At 49.6% G+C, this 16,056-nt stretch carries 13 protein-coding genes; 8 read left to right on the forward strand and 5 right to left on the reverse strand.

Annotated elements, in window-relative coordinates; translation table 11 throughout:
* Nucleotides 1–62 precede the first annotated feature (62 nt).
* Entirely contained in the window at nucleotides 63–674 is a 612-nt protein-coding gene (locus NF683_RS06815) for a DNA-3-methyladenine glycosylase family protein (protein WP_253921609.1), read from the forward strand.
* On the opposite strand, the gene aqpZ is transcribed toward NF683_RS06815, so the two are convergent.
* Together aqpZ and NF683_RS06825 are read right to left on the reverse strand one after the other, a co-directional pair.
* Complete coding sequence (gene aqpZ / locus NF683_RS06820) at nucleotides 671–1,420, reverse strand: aquaporin Z (protein ID WP_089040189.1); 750 nt, start codon at nucleotides 1,418–1,420, stop codon at nucleotides 671–673. The two genes, NF683_RS06815 and aqpZ, sit on opposite strands and share 4 nt — an antisense overlap.
* A gap of 725 nt (nucleotides 1,421–2,145) precedes the next feature.
* The gene (locus tag NF683_RS06825; RefSeq protein ID WP_253921610.1) at nucleotides 2,146–3,186 is read right to left on the reverse strand and encodes a zinc-dependent alcohol dehydrogenase family protein; all 1,041 of its coding nucleotides are present in this window, start codon (nucleotides 3,184–3,186) and stop codon (nucleotides 2,146–2,148) included.
* A 208-nt stretch (nucleotides 3,187–3,394) separates the two neighbouring features.
* Between NF683_RS06825 and NF683_RS06830 the strand changes: the two genes are divergently transcribed.
* The 7 genes from NF683_RS06830 to NF683_RS06860 all read left to right on the forward strand — a co-directional run bounded on the left by NF683_RS06830 (nucleotide 3,395) and on the right by NF683_RS06860 (nucleotide 13,039).
* A complete protein-coding gene (locus NF683_RS06830; RefSeq protein WP_253921611.1) occupies nucleotides 3,395–4,420 on the forward strand; it encodes a PDDEXK nuclease domain-containing protein in 1,026 nt (341 codons plus the stop codon).
* A gap of 91 nt (nucleotides 4,421–4,511) precedes the next feature.
* Nucleotides 4,512–4,805, forward strand: a complete 294-nt coding sequence (locus NF683_RS06835; RefSeq protein WP_253921612.1) for a helix-turn-helix domain-containing protein — start codon at nucleotides 4,512–4,514, stop codon at nucleotides 4,803–4,805.
* Nucleotides 4,806–4,867: 62 nt separating this feature from the next.
* On the forward strand, nucleotides 4,868–6,367 hold the full coding sequence (locus NF683_RS06840) for a type I restriction-modification system subunit M (protein ID WP_253921613.1): 1,500 nt from the start codon (nucleotides 4,868–4,870) through the stop codon (nucleotides 6,365–6,367).
* Nucleotides 6,364–7,251: a hypothetical protein gene (locus NF683_RS06845; RefSeq protein ID WP_253921614.1), complete on the forward strand. Its 888-nt coding sequence runs from the start codon at nucleotides 6,364–6,366 to the stop codon at nucleotides 7,249–7,251. Before NF683_RS06840 ends, NF683_RS06845 begins: the two co-directional genes overlap by 4 nt.
* On the forward strand, nucleotides 7,248–8,789 hold the full coding sequence (locus NF683_RS06850) for a type I restriction-modification system subunit M (RefSeq protein ID WP_253921615.1): 1,542 nt from the start codon (nucleotides 7,248–7,250) through the stop codon (nucleotides 8,787–8,789). Before NF683_RS06845 ends, NF683_RS06850 begins: the two co-directional genes overlap by 4 nt.
* Nucleotides 8,789–9,973 carry a restriction endonuclease subunit S gene (locus NF683_RS06855; RefSeq protein WP_253921616.1) on the forward strand — a complete coding sequence of 395 codons (1,185 nt, stop codon included), beginning with the start codon at nucleotides 8,789–8,791 and terminating at the stop codon, nucleotides 9,971–9,973. The genes NF683_RS06850 and NF683_RS06855 overlap by 1 nt, the downstream gene beginning before the upstream one ends.
* A gap of 3 nt (nucleotides 9,974–9,976) precedes the next feature.
* Nucleotides 9,977–13,039, forward strand: coding sequence for a type I restriction endonuclease subunit R (locus tag NF683_RS06860; RefSeq protein WP_253921617.1), 3,063 nt, complete (start codon nucleotides 9,977–9,979; stop codon nucleotides 13,037–13,039).
* 96 nt (nucleotides 13,040–13,135) lie between these two features.
* Here NF683_RS06860 and NF683_RS06865 read toward each other — a convergent pair whose 3' ends face one another.
* The 3 genes from NF683_RS06865 to NF683_RS06875 all read right to left on the reverse strand — a co-directional run bounded on the left by NF683_RS06865 (nucleotide 13,136) and on the right by NF683_RS06875 (nucleotide 16,056).
* Nucleotides 13,136–14,344: a helix-turn-helix domain-containing protein gene (locus NF683_RS06865; RefSeq protein ID WP_253921618.1), complete on the reverse strand. Its 1,209-nt coding sequence runs from the start codon at nucleotides 14,342–14,344 to the stop codon at nucleotides 13,136–13,138.
* A gap of 1 nt (nucleotide 14,345) precedes the next feature.
* Nucleotides 14,346–15,047 (reverse strand): hypothetical protein, encoded by a 702-nt coding sequence (locus NF683_RS06870; protein WP_253921619.1) that lies wholly within the window; start codon nucleotides 15,045–15,047, stop codon nucleotides 14,346–14,348.
* Between the two features lie 130 nt (nucleotides 15,048–15,177).
* A complete protein-coding gene (locus NF683_RS06875; RefSeq protein ID WP_253921620.1) occupies nucleotides 15,178–16,056 on the reverse strand; it encodes a YicC/YloC family endoribonuclease in 879 nt (292 codons plus the stop codon).

Genomic DNA, 16,056 nt, shown 5'->3' on the forward strand with positions numbered 1-16,056 from the left:
TACAACGCTAATATCCTAGTTTTGTTAGTGTGTTTTTAAACTTATAAGCAGGTGAAATGTGCATGACACTAGAGACTATCGAGTGCGCCATGGAGGCACTGGCTAAAGCAGACCCCGATATTGCCCGTGCTTATCCACTCGTGGGAGCACCCGCGCCGCGCCAACGCGACCAAGGCTTCGCAACGTTTTTTAATACGATTGTTAGCCAGCAGATTTCGACGGAAGCGGCGCGCGCTATTATGGGGCGTGTTACTTCATTGCTACCTGAATTGCACGCGCAAGCAGTGATGGACATTGAAGACCAAGCGCTGCGTGATGCAGGGCTTTCCTGGCGCAAAGTAGCCTATGCCAGAGGGCTGGCGGAGGCAGAGCTTGCAGGCACATTCAGCGCCGATGGGCTGGCCATGCTGAGCGATGACGAGGCGATTGCCGCTATCACTCAACTACGTGGTTTTGGACGTTGGAGCGCCGAAATTTACCTGATGTTTTCGCTCCAACGCGGGGATATATTTCCCGCCGACGACCTTGCCTTACGTGTAGCGCTTGGCCGTCTAAAAAAACTGGAAGACAAACCCACGCCTAAACAGGCTCGCCAGTTAGTTGAACACTGGTCCCCCTGGCGTAGCGTGGGTTCGCTATTTTTATGGCACTACTATCGTGGAGAGCCGCTTTAGGGAACGATCTTACCCGTTAGATCATCGTCATGATCAGAAGGCGATGGCGGCGCTATGAGTGCCTCAGGCTGAGCAATAAAGCGATACGCTAGTGCCCCTAACGCTGCGCCGATCATAGGCGCTATCCAGAACAGCCACAGCTGAGCCGTCGCCCAATCTCCTACATATAGAGCAACGCCCGTACTACGCGCTGGATTCACCGAGGTATTGGTCACCGGAATGCTGATCAGGTGAATCAGCGTTAAGCCCAAGCCAATCGCCAACGGCGCAAACCCTGCCGGTGCGCGGCCATCGGTTGCCCCCATAATGATGAAGATAAACATCATGGTCATTACGACTTCCGTTAGTAACGCCGCCGTCATGCTATAACCGCCGGGTGAATGCTCTCCATAGCCATTGGAGGCAAACCCAGCCGACACATCAAACCCTGCTTGGCCACTCGCAATCAGATACAGCACGCCACCGGCAACAATGGCACCCAGTACTTGCGCACCAATATAGTAAGGCAACTCTTTAGCAGGAAAGCGCCCTCCCACCCAAAGCCCTACCGATACCGCAGGATTTAAATGGCACCCCGAAATATGCCCAATCGCATACGCCATCGTAACAACCGTTAAACCAAAGGCCAGCGACACCCCTAACAGGCCAATGCCTACGTCTGGAAAAGCTGCCGCTAACACCGCGCTGCCACAACCGCCCAATACTAACCAGAACGTACCAATTAACTCCGCTACGTACTTTTTCATATCCCTACTCCTCTAATGACCAAGCATCATTGGGAATACCGCGCCAGCTAATTAAGCTCCATAAGGCCGCTTATTAATGTGTACGCAGTAATGCGCGCACTCAGTGCACGCCACTTTTTTAATTAACTTAAAGAGAGAAACTAGTTCTTAAACACTAGGTCTTAAAAACTAGGCGCATTGTTAATTTTTTTTACAGCAAATTAGTGTAAAAAATAATTCAAACAAGCACCTAAAGAAAAGACAAGCTTTTATATAACAGCCTCTAAAAATGGGCAATAAAATATCACCAGCGATATTAAAATAAACAATAAGAAACAATCAGCACATCAGTCATAATGCACTAAAAAATCATGAATCAAGTAAATCGATAAAAAGTGTTTCTTTAATACTTTATTTTTAATTGGCCAGTATTCACTATTCACAGAGCGCCACGCGCGCGAGTGATTAGCGGAAGTAAGAATACAAAAAAGAGTGTTAAGGTTGCACTGGAATTGATGCGTTTGGGTAAGCAGTGATGGGCGATATGCCGAGAATACCGGCGAGAGGCGTGCAACCGAGAGTTCGCAAGATGCGCATGGGGGTGACCAACCAAACTGGAAGCAATAGTGAACCTGTCGCCCACCCCACATCGTGAGTAGCGCAAATGCAACGCTTTAGATACTAGAAGCATCAGTGTCACCTAACCCTTCAATTTATAATCGGCAGCAACGCTGCAGCCCGCTTTATCAAAATTCCGTCACTACCGTCACGCCCGCTCCTTCGAACTTATCCATGTTCATCAGCGCATCAATCGATTGCTCAAGATTGATTCGCTTGCCGATAAGCTTTTCAGGCGCCAACTTTCCAGACTGGATCATCGCCAGCATGGCGTCGTAACGGTGCGCCTGCATGCCATGACTGCCCAGTATTTCAAGTTCGTGGGCAATAACCTTACTCATGGGAATAGCGGGCGTACTGTTCTCAGCCAACATCAGCCCGACCTGAATATGCTTGCCACGTTTACGCAGATTGCTGATGGAGTTAAAACAGGTCGTCGGGTGGCCTAACGCATCCAGGGAGACATGAGCTCCCCCCTGCGTTATTTCCGCCACTGCCTCAACCACATCGGCAACCTTGGCAGCATTCACAGTGGCAACGGCACCCAATTGACGGGCCAGGTGAAGCGCCTCTTCCGAAATATCGATGGCCACCACATTGGCGCCGACGGCGTTGGCAATCATCACAGCGGATAGACCAACCCCACCGCAACCGTGGACGGCCACCCACTGCCCTGCGGAGGTTTGGCCCTGATCGACAACCGCCCGAAAAGAGGTTACGAAACGACATCCCAAACTCGCCGCCGTTGCAAAATCCAATGTCTCTGGCAGTGCGACCAAATTGATATCGGCGTAGTGAATACTCACATACTCAGCAAAGGAGCCCCAGTGAGTGAAGCCGGGCTGGAACTGGCTATCGCACACCTGGTGGTTGCCTGAGTGGCACTCAGGGCAAGTGCCGCATCCACCAACGAAGGGAACCGTGACGCGGTCGCCAATGCGCCATTTTTTTACATCTTTACCCACGGCCTCGACAACACCGGAAAGCTCATGCCCCGGCACATGAGGAAGTTGAATATCGGTGTCATGCCCTACCCAGCCATGCCAGTCACTGCGGCAAACGCCTGTCGCCATCACTTTCACCACAACCCCATGCGGCTCGGGGGTAGGATCAGGCAGTTGCTGGATCTGTGGTGGGGCGGAAAATTGCTCAAATACGACGGCTTTCATAAAGAATTCCTAACCTATATCGTTTTTTACTTTATAAAGTCTCATGCGGATAAGAAGCAAATTGTTGGCCGCACCACAATCAACTCACCCGAGCTAACGCCGCCGCCAATCAATGCGGTGATATTCACTCCGCCATTTAAATCGGCAAAATTTGATATTGTTAGACCAAAGCCAGCTGACATTACTCTATGACGCCAAGGGTAAGCCTATGACCGAGCAGAGCCCAATCGCTTTTAGCAGCCTTGTTAGCGCGATTACCCAACAGATAGAGCAAGCACGCGGGCAGGTTCGCCAAGCCGTGAATACGGCCATGGTACAAAGCTACTGGGAAATAGGCCTTTTAATTGTCGAGCACGAACAGCAAGGCAATAGCCGGGCTGAGTATGGTAAGCAACAGCTTACCGAGCGGCTGGGTAAAGGTTTTGATGTCCGCAACCTACGCAATATGCGCCAATTTTATCAAAGCTTTCCAAAACGGAACGCAGTGCGTACCGAATTGAGCTGGACCCACTATCGCACCCTTCTGCGAATAGAGAATGCCCAAGCCCGCGACTGGTATTTGCACGAAGCGATCAACCAAAGCTGGAGTGCGAGAGCTCTAGAACGCCAGATTAATACCCTCTACTACGAGCGCCTCCTGGCCAGCCAAGACAAATCACTGGTAGAAGCTGAAGCTCAACAAAACACCCAGCCGTTGGCGGAAACCGCCAAAGATTACCTGCGTGATCCCTACATTCTGGATTTCCTTAACCTACAGGATAAAACCTATCAGGAAAGCCAGTTAGAACAGGCCATTATCAGCAACCTGCAGCAGTTTTTACTGGAACTGGGTAAAGGTTTTGCCTTTGTGGAGCGCCAGCAGCGCATCCGCTTTGATGATGAAGACTTCTATATCGATTTGGTGTTTTACAACTTCAAGCTGAAGTGCTTTTTGCTGGTGGATCTAAAACTCGGCAAGCTAAGGCATCAGGATATCGGCCAGATGGATACCTACGTGCGCTTATATGATGAGCAACGCAAAGGCAGCGACGATAACCCCACCATTGGCCTGGTGCTGTGCAGCGAAAAAAGCGAAGCCGTAGTGAAGTACTCAGTACTTGCCGAGCAAAAACAGCTGTTTACGGCGAAATATTTACCGTATTTGCCCTCAGAGAATGAACTCAAACGCGAGTTAGAGCGCGAGCGCGCAAAGGCAGTTGAACAGCTTCAGCAGTGGGAACTGGGCGACGAGTGATCGATAACGTAAAAGAGATACTATGGTATCTAAAATCAGCCTAAAACAGCTAAAATGGACACCATTGTATCCAGATCAGGAAGTTCTACTTATGCATCATGCTTTGCTGCTGGACGATAACGATATTCAGCAGGCCTTTGCCGCCCATCTACGCCACCTACGCGAACAAGCCAAGTTATCCCGCGCAGCACTGGCAGAGCGCAGCAACGTGCCCGCACCCACCATCAAAAAATTTGAGCGCACCGGGCAAATATCGTTTCGCCAACTGCTGTTGCTATGGCAAAGCCTAGACGATCTCAAGCGACTATATGCGCTAACGCAACCAATGGCAGACAGCGCCAAAACGCCTATCTCTATCGAAGAGGTAATCAAAGATGGCTTTTAAGCCTGCCACGCGTACGCTAACGTGCGGAAAAAATGGCGTTGAGAATTATCTTAGGACAGACAATGACGTTGATTAATCTAAAAGATTTAGAAGCACATCTGTGGCATGCGGCTCATATCATCACAGGACCAATCGACGCCTCTGATTACAAAACTTACATTTTCCCGATTCTGTTTTTCAAACGTATATGCGACGTATACGATGAAGAGTTTGCCGAAGCAATGGAGCAAGTCGGTGATGCTGAACTCGCTAAAGGCGACATGTTCCACCGTATCCAAATTCCAGCAAGTTGCCACTGGAAAGATGTATTCACCAAAACGAAGGACATCGGCCAGGGGCTGAAAGATGCGTTTCGTGGCATTGAATTAGCCAACCCTAAGCTACACGGTATTTTTGGTGATGCGAGCTGGACTAATAAGGAGCGCCTACCAGATGAGCTCTTAAACACGCTGCTCAATCACTTCAACAAGGTGAATCTGGGTGTCACCACTGTGCGCGATGATGATATGGGGCGCGCTTACGAGTACCTCATCAAACGCTTTGCCGATAAAGCCAACAAAAAAGCCGGCGAGTTCTATACGCCACGCACCATCGTGCGGCTAATGGTAAATATTCTTGATCCTAAGGCTGGCGAAAGCGTTTACGACCCTGCCTGCGGTACGGGCGGAATGCTGCTAGAGACCATTCATCACGTAAAAGAAAACGGCGGCGATCCGCGCTTATTAAAAATCAAAGGTCAGGAGAAAAACCTGACCACTGAAGCCATTGCCCGCATGAACCTGTTCCTTCATGGGCAGGAAGATTTTTACATCGCGCGTGGAGATACGCTACGCGACCCAAAATTTCTGCTGAACGACCGCCTGGAAAGCTTCGATTGTGTCATTGCCAACCCACCTTTCAGCCTAAAAGAGTGGGGCTATGATCTTTGGACAAACGACCCTTATGGCCGTCAGCAGTATGGCCTAGCGCCTAAAACCAACGGCGACTTCGCTTGGGTGCAACACATGTTTGCCTCTCTCAACAATGCCGGACGTATGGCCGTTGTGTTACCGCACGGCGTGTTATTCCGTGGCGGGGCGGAAGGAAGAATCCGCACACAGCTACTCAAAGAAAACCGCATTGAAGCCATCATAGGCGTCGCCCCCAACCTGTTTTACGGTACAGGCATCCCGGCCTGTATCCTGGTACTGCGTAAATACCGCCCGCTATCACACAAAGATCACCTACTAATCATCAATGCGGAAGAAGTCTTTACCAAAGGCCGCGCACAAAATACCTTATCGAATGATCAAGCCGATTCCATTTATGAGATTTACCTGAGCCAGGAGCAGCAAGGCCCAACAGCGCAAGAAATTGAAGGTGTTGCACGCTGGGTGCCATTGAGTGAAATCGAAGAGAACGACTTCAACCTCAATATTGCTCGCTACGTACAAAAGCCGCTGGTCGAAGAAACCGTAACGGTGGAAGAGGCGTTAAAAGACTTCCAACAAAAGCTTGCCGCTCTTGAGCAAGCAGAAGACGAATTGGAAGCGTTGCTAAGTAAAGAAGGGTTTAACTTATGAAGCTGGAAAAAGCCTTTTCGAAAGATCTGCGAAAGCTTATTACTGCTGATGTCGCTGATTTTCACTTTAGAAAACAAGATATTACTTCAAAATTTGCGTTTACGTGTCCTGACCAGCATTGCGATGCCCAGATCACTTGCGCCAATCTTGATAGACCCAAGGCCATGCGAAAGCGTGACCCCTATTACAAAATAGTTGGGGATCACAGCGATAACTGCCTAGTTCAGCAAGATATCCGAACGACGCTATCTCGACCTATAGATAAATGCGATATCTACTCGGCTGAAGATAAGCCTATTGCAGGTACAGTGCGGATGAATCTACGTCCTCTTAGTTCTATTCAGCCTAATAAGGACCCACATTCAAATGCCAATGTTAACAATGAGTCACAAACAAGAGCCGGTCGAGACAATGGAGAAAAAGGCGAGCGTGAAATTCAGCGCTCCAAGGTGCTCTCTTCACTGATCGATATGTTTGTAAATAATGAAGATATTGTGGTTCAGCTGCCAGGCAGCACAACATTACATATTAGCGAGCTATTTATCGAAATTAAGGGTCAACACACTAGCGAGTTTGAAGACGATTACCGCATTTACTACGGCAAAGGTTGGATAAACAAAAGCAAAAACGATAATGGTTACGTTATCCGCTTTGCTAATACTTTAAAGTGTAACGAAATTGAAGCACGGCCTTCTTTTTTTATTCCTGTAGAAACCCTAGAAAATGCAAATCATGGAAAGTTTAAGTCAGCCACTTTTGAAAAGATTGCCAACAATTATTTGAAGAATATTTATATCTTGAGTGAGACCGGACCTTACACCAAGAATGAATATATTAATTTTTGGTTAGATGCCCCCCAGTACATGGATTACCGTTTTAAATGAATAGACGAGAATTGGAAGGATTACTCTGGGGAGCCGCCGAATTTCTGCGCGGACAAATTGATGCCTCAGACTACAAGCAGTACATCTTTCCGCTGCTGTTTTATAAGCGCCTGTCTGATGTGTACCTGGAAGAGTACAACGAAGCACTGGAAGTCCATGGCGGCGATGCGGAATACGCCGTTTTGCCCATGTTCCACCGCTTTGATATTCCTCATGAAGCGCGCTGGGCAACGGTGCGCAATACCAGCAAAAACATCGGTGAAGCCATTCAGAACGCCCTGCGCCAGATTGAGGCCAACAACCCACGGCTGCATGGCGTATTTGGTGACGCCCAATGGACCAATAAACAGCGCCTGCCGGATCACCTGCTGGCCGATTTGATTGAGCACTTCAGTAAAATACCGTTAGGGATTAAGTCAGTCGCCCAAGATGACTTAGGTGAAGCCTACGAATACCTGATCAAAAAATTCGCCGACGACTCAGGCCACACCGCTGCAGAGTTCTACACCAACCGAACCGTGGTGCATCTGATGACGCGCATCATGGGCTTGAAGCCCGGCGAAACCGCCTACGACCCCACCTGTGGCACCGGCGGTATGCTGCTAAATGCGGTGATGGATTTACGCTCACAAGGTAAAGAGTGGCGCAGTGTTCATCTCTATGGGCAAGAGGTAAACCTGCTTACCTCGGCCATCGCCCGCATGAATATGTTCCTGCACGATATCGAAGAGTTTGACGTGCTGCGCGGTGACACTCTGGCCGAACCCAAATTTATCGAAAACGACCAGCTCAAGCAGTTTGATGTCATCTTCGCCAACCCGCCATACTCCATCAAAAAGTGGAGCCGCGATAAGTTCGCCGCCGACCCGTATGGCCGCAACCTTTACGGCGTGCCGCCACAAGGCTGTGCTGACTATGCGTTTTACACCCATATCATCAAGAGCCTAAATCCAGACACTGGCCGCGCCGCGATGCTCTGGCCCCACGGCGTTCTGTTCCGTGATTCTGAACAGGCCATTCGCAAACAGGTGATTGAAGCCGATATTATTGAAGCGGTGATTGGTCTAGGGCCAAACCTGTTCTATAACTCGCCGATGGAATCCTGCGTGGTGGTGCTTAATTGCAACAAGCCCGCAGAGCGCAACAACAAGATATTGTTTATCAATGGCGTGGAGCATGTGACTCGCGAACGCGCCCATAGCCGCTTATCGGATGATGATTTAGCGGTATTGTGTAAGGCTTACTTCGATCCAGAAAGCCAGAGCGATATTACCGCCTTGGTAGATATCGGCACTATTAAAGAGAACCTCTACAACCTATCAATTCCGCTGTATGTGCAGGCAAAAAGTGATGGTGAAGTGCATGATATTGAACATGCCATCGAGGCTTGGAAAGTCGGCCGAGTGCAGTTGAAAAAGCAGACTAATACGTTATTTAAAAGCTTAGGCGAACTAGGCTACGACATACAAGGAAGTACGAGTGTCGCGGAAGGCAGGGCGCCGAGAGCGACCGAAGTTAACGGTAAGGAAGTGCAGTAATGAGTGAGAAACAGACCGTTAAATTTGGCGATATTTGCCGCGAAGTAAAGCTCACCACCAAAGACCCGATTGCCGATGGTTATGAGCGCTATATTGGTCTTGAGCACTTAGACTCAGGCTCTCTCAAGATTAAACGCTGGGGAATGATTGCTGAAGATAATCCAAGCTTTACGCGTGTGTTTAAGAAAGGGCATATCCTATTTGGTAAGCGCCGTCCTTACTTAAAGAAGGCTGCTATTGCTGAGTTTGATGGGATCTGCTCCAACGACATAATTGTTATTGATAACAAAAGCGATATAAGAAAAGGGTTATTACCATTTTTAATTCAATCAGAATCCTTCTGGGAGTGGTCAATTAAAACCTCTTCAGGCTCACTCTCGCCGAGAACAAAATTTAAGTCGTTGGCAGAATATAGATTTGAGCTTTCAGACAAGACTATGCAGGCGCAGCAGGAGAAAGCCCTAGAAAAAACTTTTGTAATAGAAGGTATTTCTTCGGCATGTGAAGTCTCCCTGTCGATGCTGAAGGATATGCTGGTTCTACATAAAACCCATTCAAATCATGCCATTCGAAGCTTAAAGCAAGCTGGCGAAATTAACATTCCAAAGGAATGGTCGAAATATACACTGAAAGACCTAGCTGTCAACGAAAGGAACAGCTTCGTAATAGGACCGTTTGGCAGCGATTTGGTCGTAAGTGATTTTAGAAAATCTGGGCATCCGGTCATTTTTGTAAGAGATGTTCAACCAAATCGATTAGAGTGGATTAGCGACACTTTTGTAGATGACGAAAAGTTTGAAAAATTAGTTGCGCACAAAGCTCTGGCGGGTGATGTAATTTTTACCAAAATGGGGTTGCCTCCAGGCATCGCAGCAGTATACCCGGAGCTATTAGGTACAGGCATTATTACAGCAGACATTATAAGACTGAGACCTAATCTGGGTGTTGTGGAGCCTGAATACCTGGCCTATGTAGCAAATTCTCGATTTTTTAGGCAGCAGGTAAGGATGATTACCGCTGGGCAAACAAGGCCAAAGCTTACTTTAGCTGATTTTAAAAAGCTGATTGTCTATCTTCCGAACCTAGACGAGCAGCGGAAGTTTTTGGCATTGATGCGCAAAATAGAAAGCATAAAATTTGATCGTAAAGTTCAAAAGTCACTGCTGAATCACTTCTTAGGATAAATAATGTTTAACGAACAAACCGTCACAGAAAATGGAGTTATCGACCGCTTGATAGGTTTAAGTGGAGTAAAATGGACCTACTGCTACGGAGATAGCCTGCCTAAGCAAGCGCAGGATATCTTTGTCGATGAGTGGCTCAAAGATGCGCTTTGTTCGTTAAACCCAGATATTACCAAACAGCCTGACTATGCCGATGAGGTGATTCACAAGCTGCGTGCCGTGGTATTGGAAGCCCCGCATACCGGCCTAGTGAAGGCCAATGAGAACTTCCATGAGTGGTTAATGGCCGACAAAACGCTGCCTTTCGGCGAGAACGGCGACCATATCACCATTAACCTGATTGATTTTGATGATATTGAAAACAACCACTTTGTGGTAGCAAAGCAGGTGCACTATATAGCCGCCACGGAGGTGTATTTTGATATCGTGCTGTACGTAAACGGCATCCCCTTGGTGGTAGGCGAAGTCAAAACGGCCACCCGGCCAAGCGTCACCTGGCAAGATGGTGCCGCCGATTTTATGGGCGGTAAAAAGCACTACTGGAAAAACGTTGAGCGCTTTTTTGTGCCCAACCTGCTGTGCTTTGCCAGCGAAGGCAAAACCTTTGCTTACGGCGCTATTAATGCCCGAGTAAAAGATTGGGGCCCTTGGCACCATACCGACCAACGCGACGATATTCTGCCCGGCTTGGCATCAGTGCTAAACAGCTGTGAAGGCTTGCTAAATCCGCAAACGTTACTGCAGCTGCTGGAATCCTTTGCACTGTTTTCCACTGTCAAAACCGGCAAAAACACGCCGCCAAAGCGCAGCAAAATTTTACCGCGCTACCCTCAGTTTGAAGCCGCCCAACAGATTGTTGAAAGGGTCAGAAAGGGCTACCCGAAAAAGGGCTTAATCTGGCATTTCCAGGGCTCGGGTAAATCATTACTGATGCTCTACGCTGCAAAAATGCTGCGCACCGACAACCAGTTGAAGAACCCCACGGTGCTGGTGGTCGTTGATCGACGCGATCTGGATAGCCAGATTAATGAAACCTTCGGTGGGGCAGATGTGAAAAACCTGATCAAAGTGCAAAGCTGCAAAAAACTCGGCGAGCATATTGAGCAGGACAGCCGTGGCATTTTGATCACCACTATTTTTAAGTTTAAAGAAATTGAGATAGACCAGAACAACCTAAACGGCCTGAATAACCGAGACAACATTATTGTGCTGGTGGATGAAGCCCACCGCACCCAGGAAGGCGGCCTTGGCGATAAAATGCGCTGGGCACTGCCGAATGCGCACTTCTACGGCCTAACCGGTACGCCGATTTCCGGCATCGACCGCAACACCTTCAAACTGTTTGGCGCTGAGGATGACCCCGGCCGCTACATGAGCCGCTATAGCTACAAGCAATCGATCCGCGACGGGGCTACCAACCCCGTGAAGTTTGAACCACGCCTGGCAGAACTGCGGGTAGACCGAGACGCGATCAACGAAGAGTTTGAGCAGCTTGCTAAAGACAACAATCTGGACGACGAAGAAAAAGCTGCCCTTTCAAAACGCGCAGGCAAATTGGCCATCATGCTCAAAGCGCCTAAACGGATGGCCGCCGTCAGCAGCGACATCGCCCAGCACTTTACCAGCCATGTTAAGCCGAAAAAAATGAAAGGCATGGTGGTTATGTACGACCGCGAAGCCTGTGTACAGATGTATTACCTGCTGGGTGAAAAGCTGGGGTTTGATGCGTTAGAAGTAGTGATGAATGTGGACCAGGCGCCTATTCACTCCTCCAAAAAGGACCAACAAGAGAGAACCAATCACGACTGGCGTAAATGGCATAACGAGCTGGCACTCCCCATTCAGCAAGCTGATTTTGAGCGCTGGCAGCATATTGATGCTGAAGATCAGACCCAAAAAGATCTGATTGAAAGCTATAAAGATCCCAAGCACCCGCTTCAACTGTTAATAGTCACCGCCAAGCTGTTAACCGGCTTCGATGCGCCTATCTGCTACTGCATGTATTTAGACAAGCCCCTACGCGACCACACCCTGCTGCAAGCCATGTGCCGTACTAACCGCTTGTACGAAACCAGCGATGTTCGCAAAGACATGGGCTTGATCATTGATTACCTTGGGGTATTCGAGAACTTACGCACCGCGCTGGCCTACAACCCCGAAGAAATCGACGGCGTGGTAGAAGGCATTGAAGCCTTTAAAGAATTATTACCGGCTCAGTTAGATAAGTGTTTGTCCTTCTTCCCGCAAGTGGACCGCACGCTGGAAGGGTTTGAAGGCATTATCGCGGCACAAGAGTGCCTACCCACCAATGAAAAGCGTGATGAGTTCGCCGCCTGCTTTGGCATATTAGCCAAGCTATGGTCGGCCATTAGCCCTGATACGTTCCTCACCCCCTACCAACAAGACTATAAATGGCTTGCCCAAATTTACGAATCCGTACGCCCTGTTGGTCAAACCGGCACGTTAGTATGGGCGGCTCTCGGGCCTGAAACCATCAAGATGATCCATGAGCATACCGACATCAATCGTATTCGTGATGATATCGACGAACTCATCATGGATGAACACGCCATTTTTGCCCTAACCGATAAAGAACAGGAACAACGCGCCAAACGCCTGGAAATTGACCTAATGGGCAGGTTGCGAGGCAATAGTGATCCAAAATTTGTCGCCTTGGGTGAGCGCCTGGAAAAGCTGCGCCAGGATTACGAAGCAGGCGTTATCAAAGCCATCGACTGGCTGAAAGGCCTGTTAGATACCGCCAAAGACACCGTGCAAGCCGAGCGAGAAACCGGTGAGCATGTGGTAACAGAAGAGGATAATAAGCAGGCCCTGACCACATTATTCCTCGAAACCCGACCAGAAACCACGCCCAAAATCATTGGCGATGTAGTCGAGCAAATCGACAAAATCGTCAAAGCCAAGCGCTTTGACGGCTGGCAGAATACCCACAGTGGCCCGCGACAAATTCAGAAGGCTCTCATGGTAACGCTGGCCCAGTTTGGGTTGGGTAAAGATAAAGATCTATTCCAGAAAGCGTATGCGTATATTGAAGAGCATTATTAGCAAAAAAACGATGAGGGTTAACTAAAGAATGTGATCAGCAGACACAAATTTTATTAGCTGCCGATGACGACCACATTAGGGTGCAAACAGCCATCTTTACTTCTGAAACGGCAGAACCTCTGCCTGCTTTGACCGGCTAGCCCTGGCAGTACGCTTGAGCTTGAGAGGCACCACGTTATCCCCAGCACTAGGCTGAGCACACAGATAACCAGGACGTAAATTACACAGCATCTCAATCGTCTCTGGCGGCAGGCCAATCTGGTGAACCAGCTCAGTGCGCTCAAAGATGCCGTTATCTACCAGAAGGTGCGCGCCGCGCATCATCAGCTTGGGCTGCTCGAAAGCCAGGGCATCATCGCCTGGCTCGCCTTTCGTCCATTTACGCGCCGAGCGCCCTTTCCACAGCCTTAGCTCTAACTGTTCAGTTAGCAGTGATAAATCTCTACAACGCACAATCATTGAAGCCACTGAGACTTTCCAGCGTGACTTAAGCGAAAGCAAGTTATCCAGCGTTGGCCATACGACCTCTTGCGCAAAACTCTCAGGCGGCATTAAAAAAGCGCTGGCAAAGCGATGCGCTTGTTCTTCTAACAGGTCATACAGCTCTTTTTTAGCGTATTGCGCAGCCGGTATTTTTGAGTGCAGTACGAGGTGTCCTAACTCATGTGCGGCGTCAAAACGGTTACGGATAGCATTCGCTTTGTCCTCAGCGATCAGCACGTAGGGGCGACCATCCAAAACAGAGACATGGGAAACACCGTCCATTTTGACGTGCCCCAGGGTGGCGCGAGTGCAGATGATCCCTGCATTTTCCATAACCTGGATCACGTTTGGGATTGGTGCAGAACCTAACTTCCAAGCCTCACGGCACTCTCTGGCGATGTCTTCTATTTCTTCATCGCTGATCAATCGGCAGTCGTCTGCCTCCAGCATCGGCACGTTAACGTCTGGCCACTCCATTGCATCCTGGAAGAAGTCAGAGATTTCTTGCAACCACGCTAAATAAAGTTGTGACCTTTCACGTGCCTGCTTGTGGACAGAGGCTTGTGAACGGAAAAAGTAAGGTCGCTGGCTTTCCTGAATAACAGGAGGAACAGGCTTCAAAAACCACATGCGGGAGACTTGAAACACATGGCAAAGGCGATCAAATGACTCGGCCTCAGGTAGCTGGGTACCTTTTTCCCAGGCCGACAACGTACTGGAAGAGCGACCTACTTTCTCTCCCAGCTCCGCGAGGGTCAAATTTTGGGCCGTACGCAGTTGGTTTAACCGCTGACCTTGAAAGCCATCCACCCCTGTTCTCATGTCACTCGTTTCCACCTTCACTTTGGTCTCGGTTTTCTGCGCGACGCATCCTATCACGCAGGGTCGGATAGGCAATATCTTCTACCTCATCGCCTACTTCACTGTAGTACTGCCACAACTGGCCTACATCCATAAACAGATGAAACCCCGCCCGAGGGTCACTGTAAGGCACCGCGATGGCCACACCGATTGGGCTGCTATGATCGCTGCTGTCTGTCCACTTCATTGTGTGGGGGAGCAACAACGCATGAAGAGCTTCTTGGCTGGGCCCTAAAGGTGAGGCGGATGCCTTAAAAAGATCAGGATGTTGTTTCTCCAACCTTTTATTGATGAGCCCAAGCAGACGTCTAAAACGCGCATCGCGTATGGGTGGCGTCCTTCCCATGGTAATAACGCTCGTGGTGATCTGCATACTACTGGCACGAACCAAGGCATAGTGGCCACCAGCGGGCTTAGTGACTTGGTTACTTACTTCAAAGTTCTCATCTTTTGGCAGGCTCAGCAGTGCTTCCTGCACGGTGAAATGATGGGACTGCGGCCCTGGCCCAGCCAGAGGCACATGCTTATACGTCTCTTTGAGATGGCTATCGCTCTTCTGAAAAGCCGCCTCTATGCTTTCGAGCATTTGTTGTAAGCGGTGACTAGGTAACTCCTGGCAAATAAAGCGGCACAGTTCTTCTTTGTTCAGTTCTGCTTGATTCACGAGCGACTCCTTGGCAGGACAACGATCCGGTAAAACGGATTATAGACCTATATTTTCCTGTTAACCATTCGATAGAGACTCTCCTTCCATAGCTGATACTTCCATCAAACATGGGATAAACACTACACCATCACTCAATATTCTGAATCTGCTCCCGCATCTGCTCAATCAGCACCTTTAACTCCACCGCGCAGCGGGTTGTCTCAGCCACCACGGATTTTGACGACAGTGTATTGGCTTCGCGATTAAGTTCCTGCATCAAGAAGTCCAACCGGCGGCCTTTGGGGCCTTTTTGGGCGAGCTGGTGGCTCACTTCTGCTATATGTGCGGTGAGGCGGTCCAGTTCTTCGTCTACATCGGCTTTCTGCGCGACCAGTACCAGTTCGGCTTCCAGGCGCTGGGGGTCGAGTTCGGTTTTGGCGACGTCTAAGCGTTCCAGCAGTTGGGCGCGCTGGCGCTCTAAAATTTGCGGCAGCAGGCTACGCACAGTGGCGACTTGTTCACTGACAGCCGTTAGGCGAGTGGTGATCATCTCAGCGAGTTTTTCGCCCTCCCGGGCGCGGGCGTCGATCAACTCGTTCAGTGCTTGATCAAATAGCGTTTTGGCGGCGGCTTTGATGGCGTCTTGGTCGAGGTGCTGGGTTTCCATAACGCCGGGTTGGTTAAGCAACGCCAGCGTGGTGGGCGGCACGGCACTGGGTACCTGTTGCTGAATAGCGGCCAGGGCATCGGCTATTTCTTTTAAGCGCTGGGCGTTAACCGCAGGGGCTTGGTTGGCTTCGGCGGCTTCAAAACGCAGGCTGCACTCTACCTTGCCCCGCGCTAGGCGCGTGCGTAAGGCATCGCGTAGCACTGGCTCCAGCTCGCGTAGAGCGTCGGGCAGGCGAAAGTGCGGTTCCAGGTAGCGCTGATTCACCGAGCGGATTTCTACCTGCAGAGTGCCAAACGGGGCAGCCTGCTCGGTGCGGGCAAAGGCAGTCATGCTGTGTACGTGGCTGGAAATGGCCAT

This window comes from Halomonas sp. MS1 (assembly GCF_024182575.1).
Classification (GTDB): Bacteria; Pseudomonadota; Gammaproteobacteria; order Pseudomonadales; family Halomonadaceae; genus Vreelandella.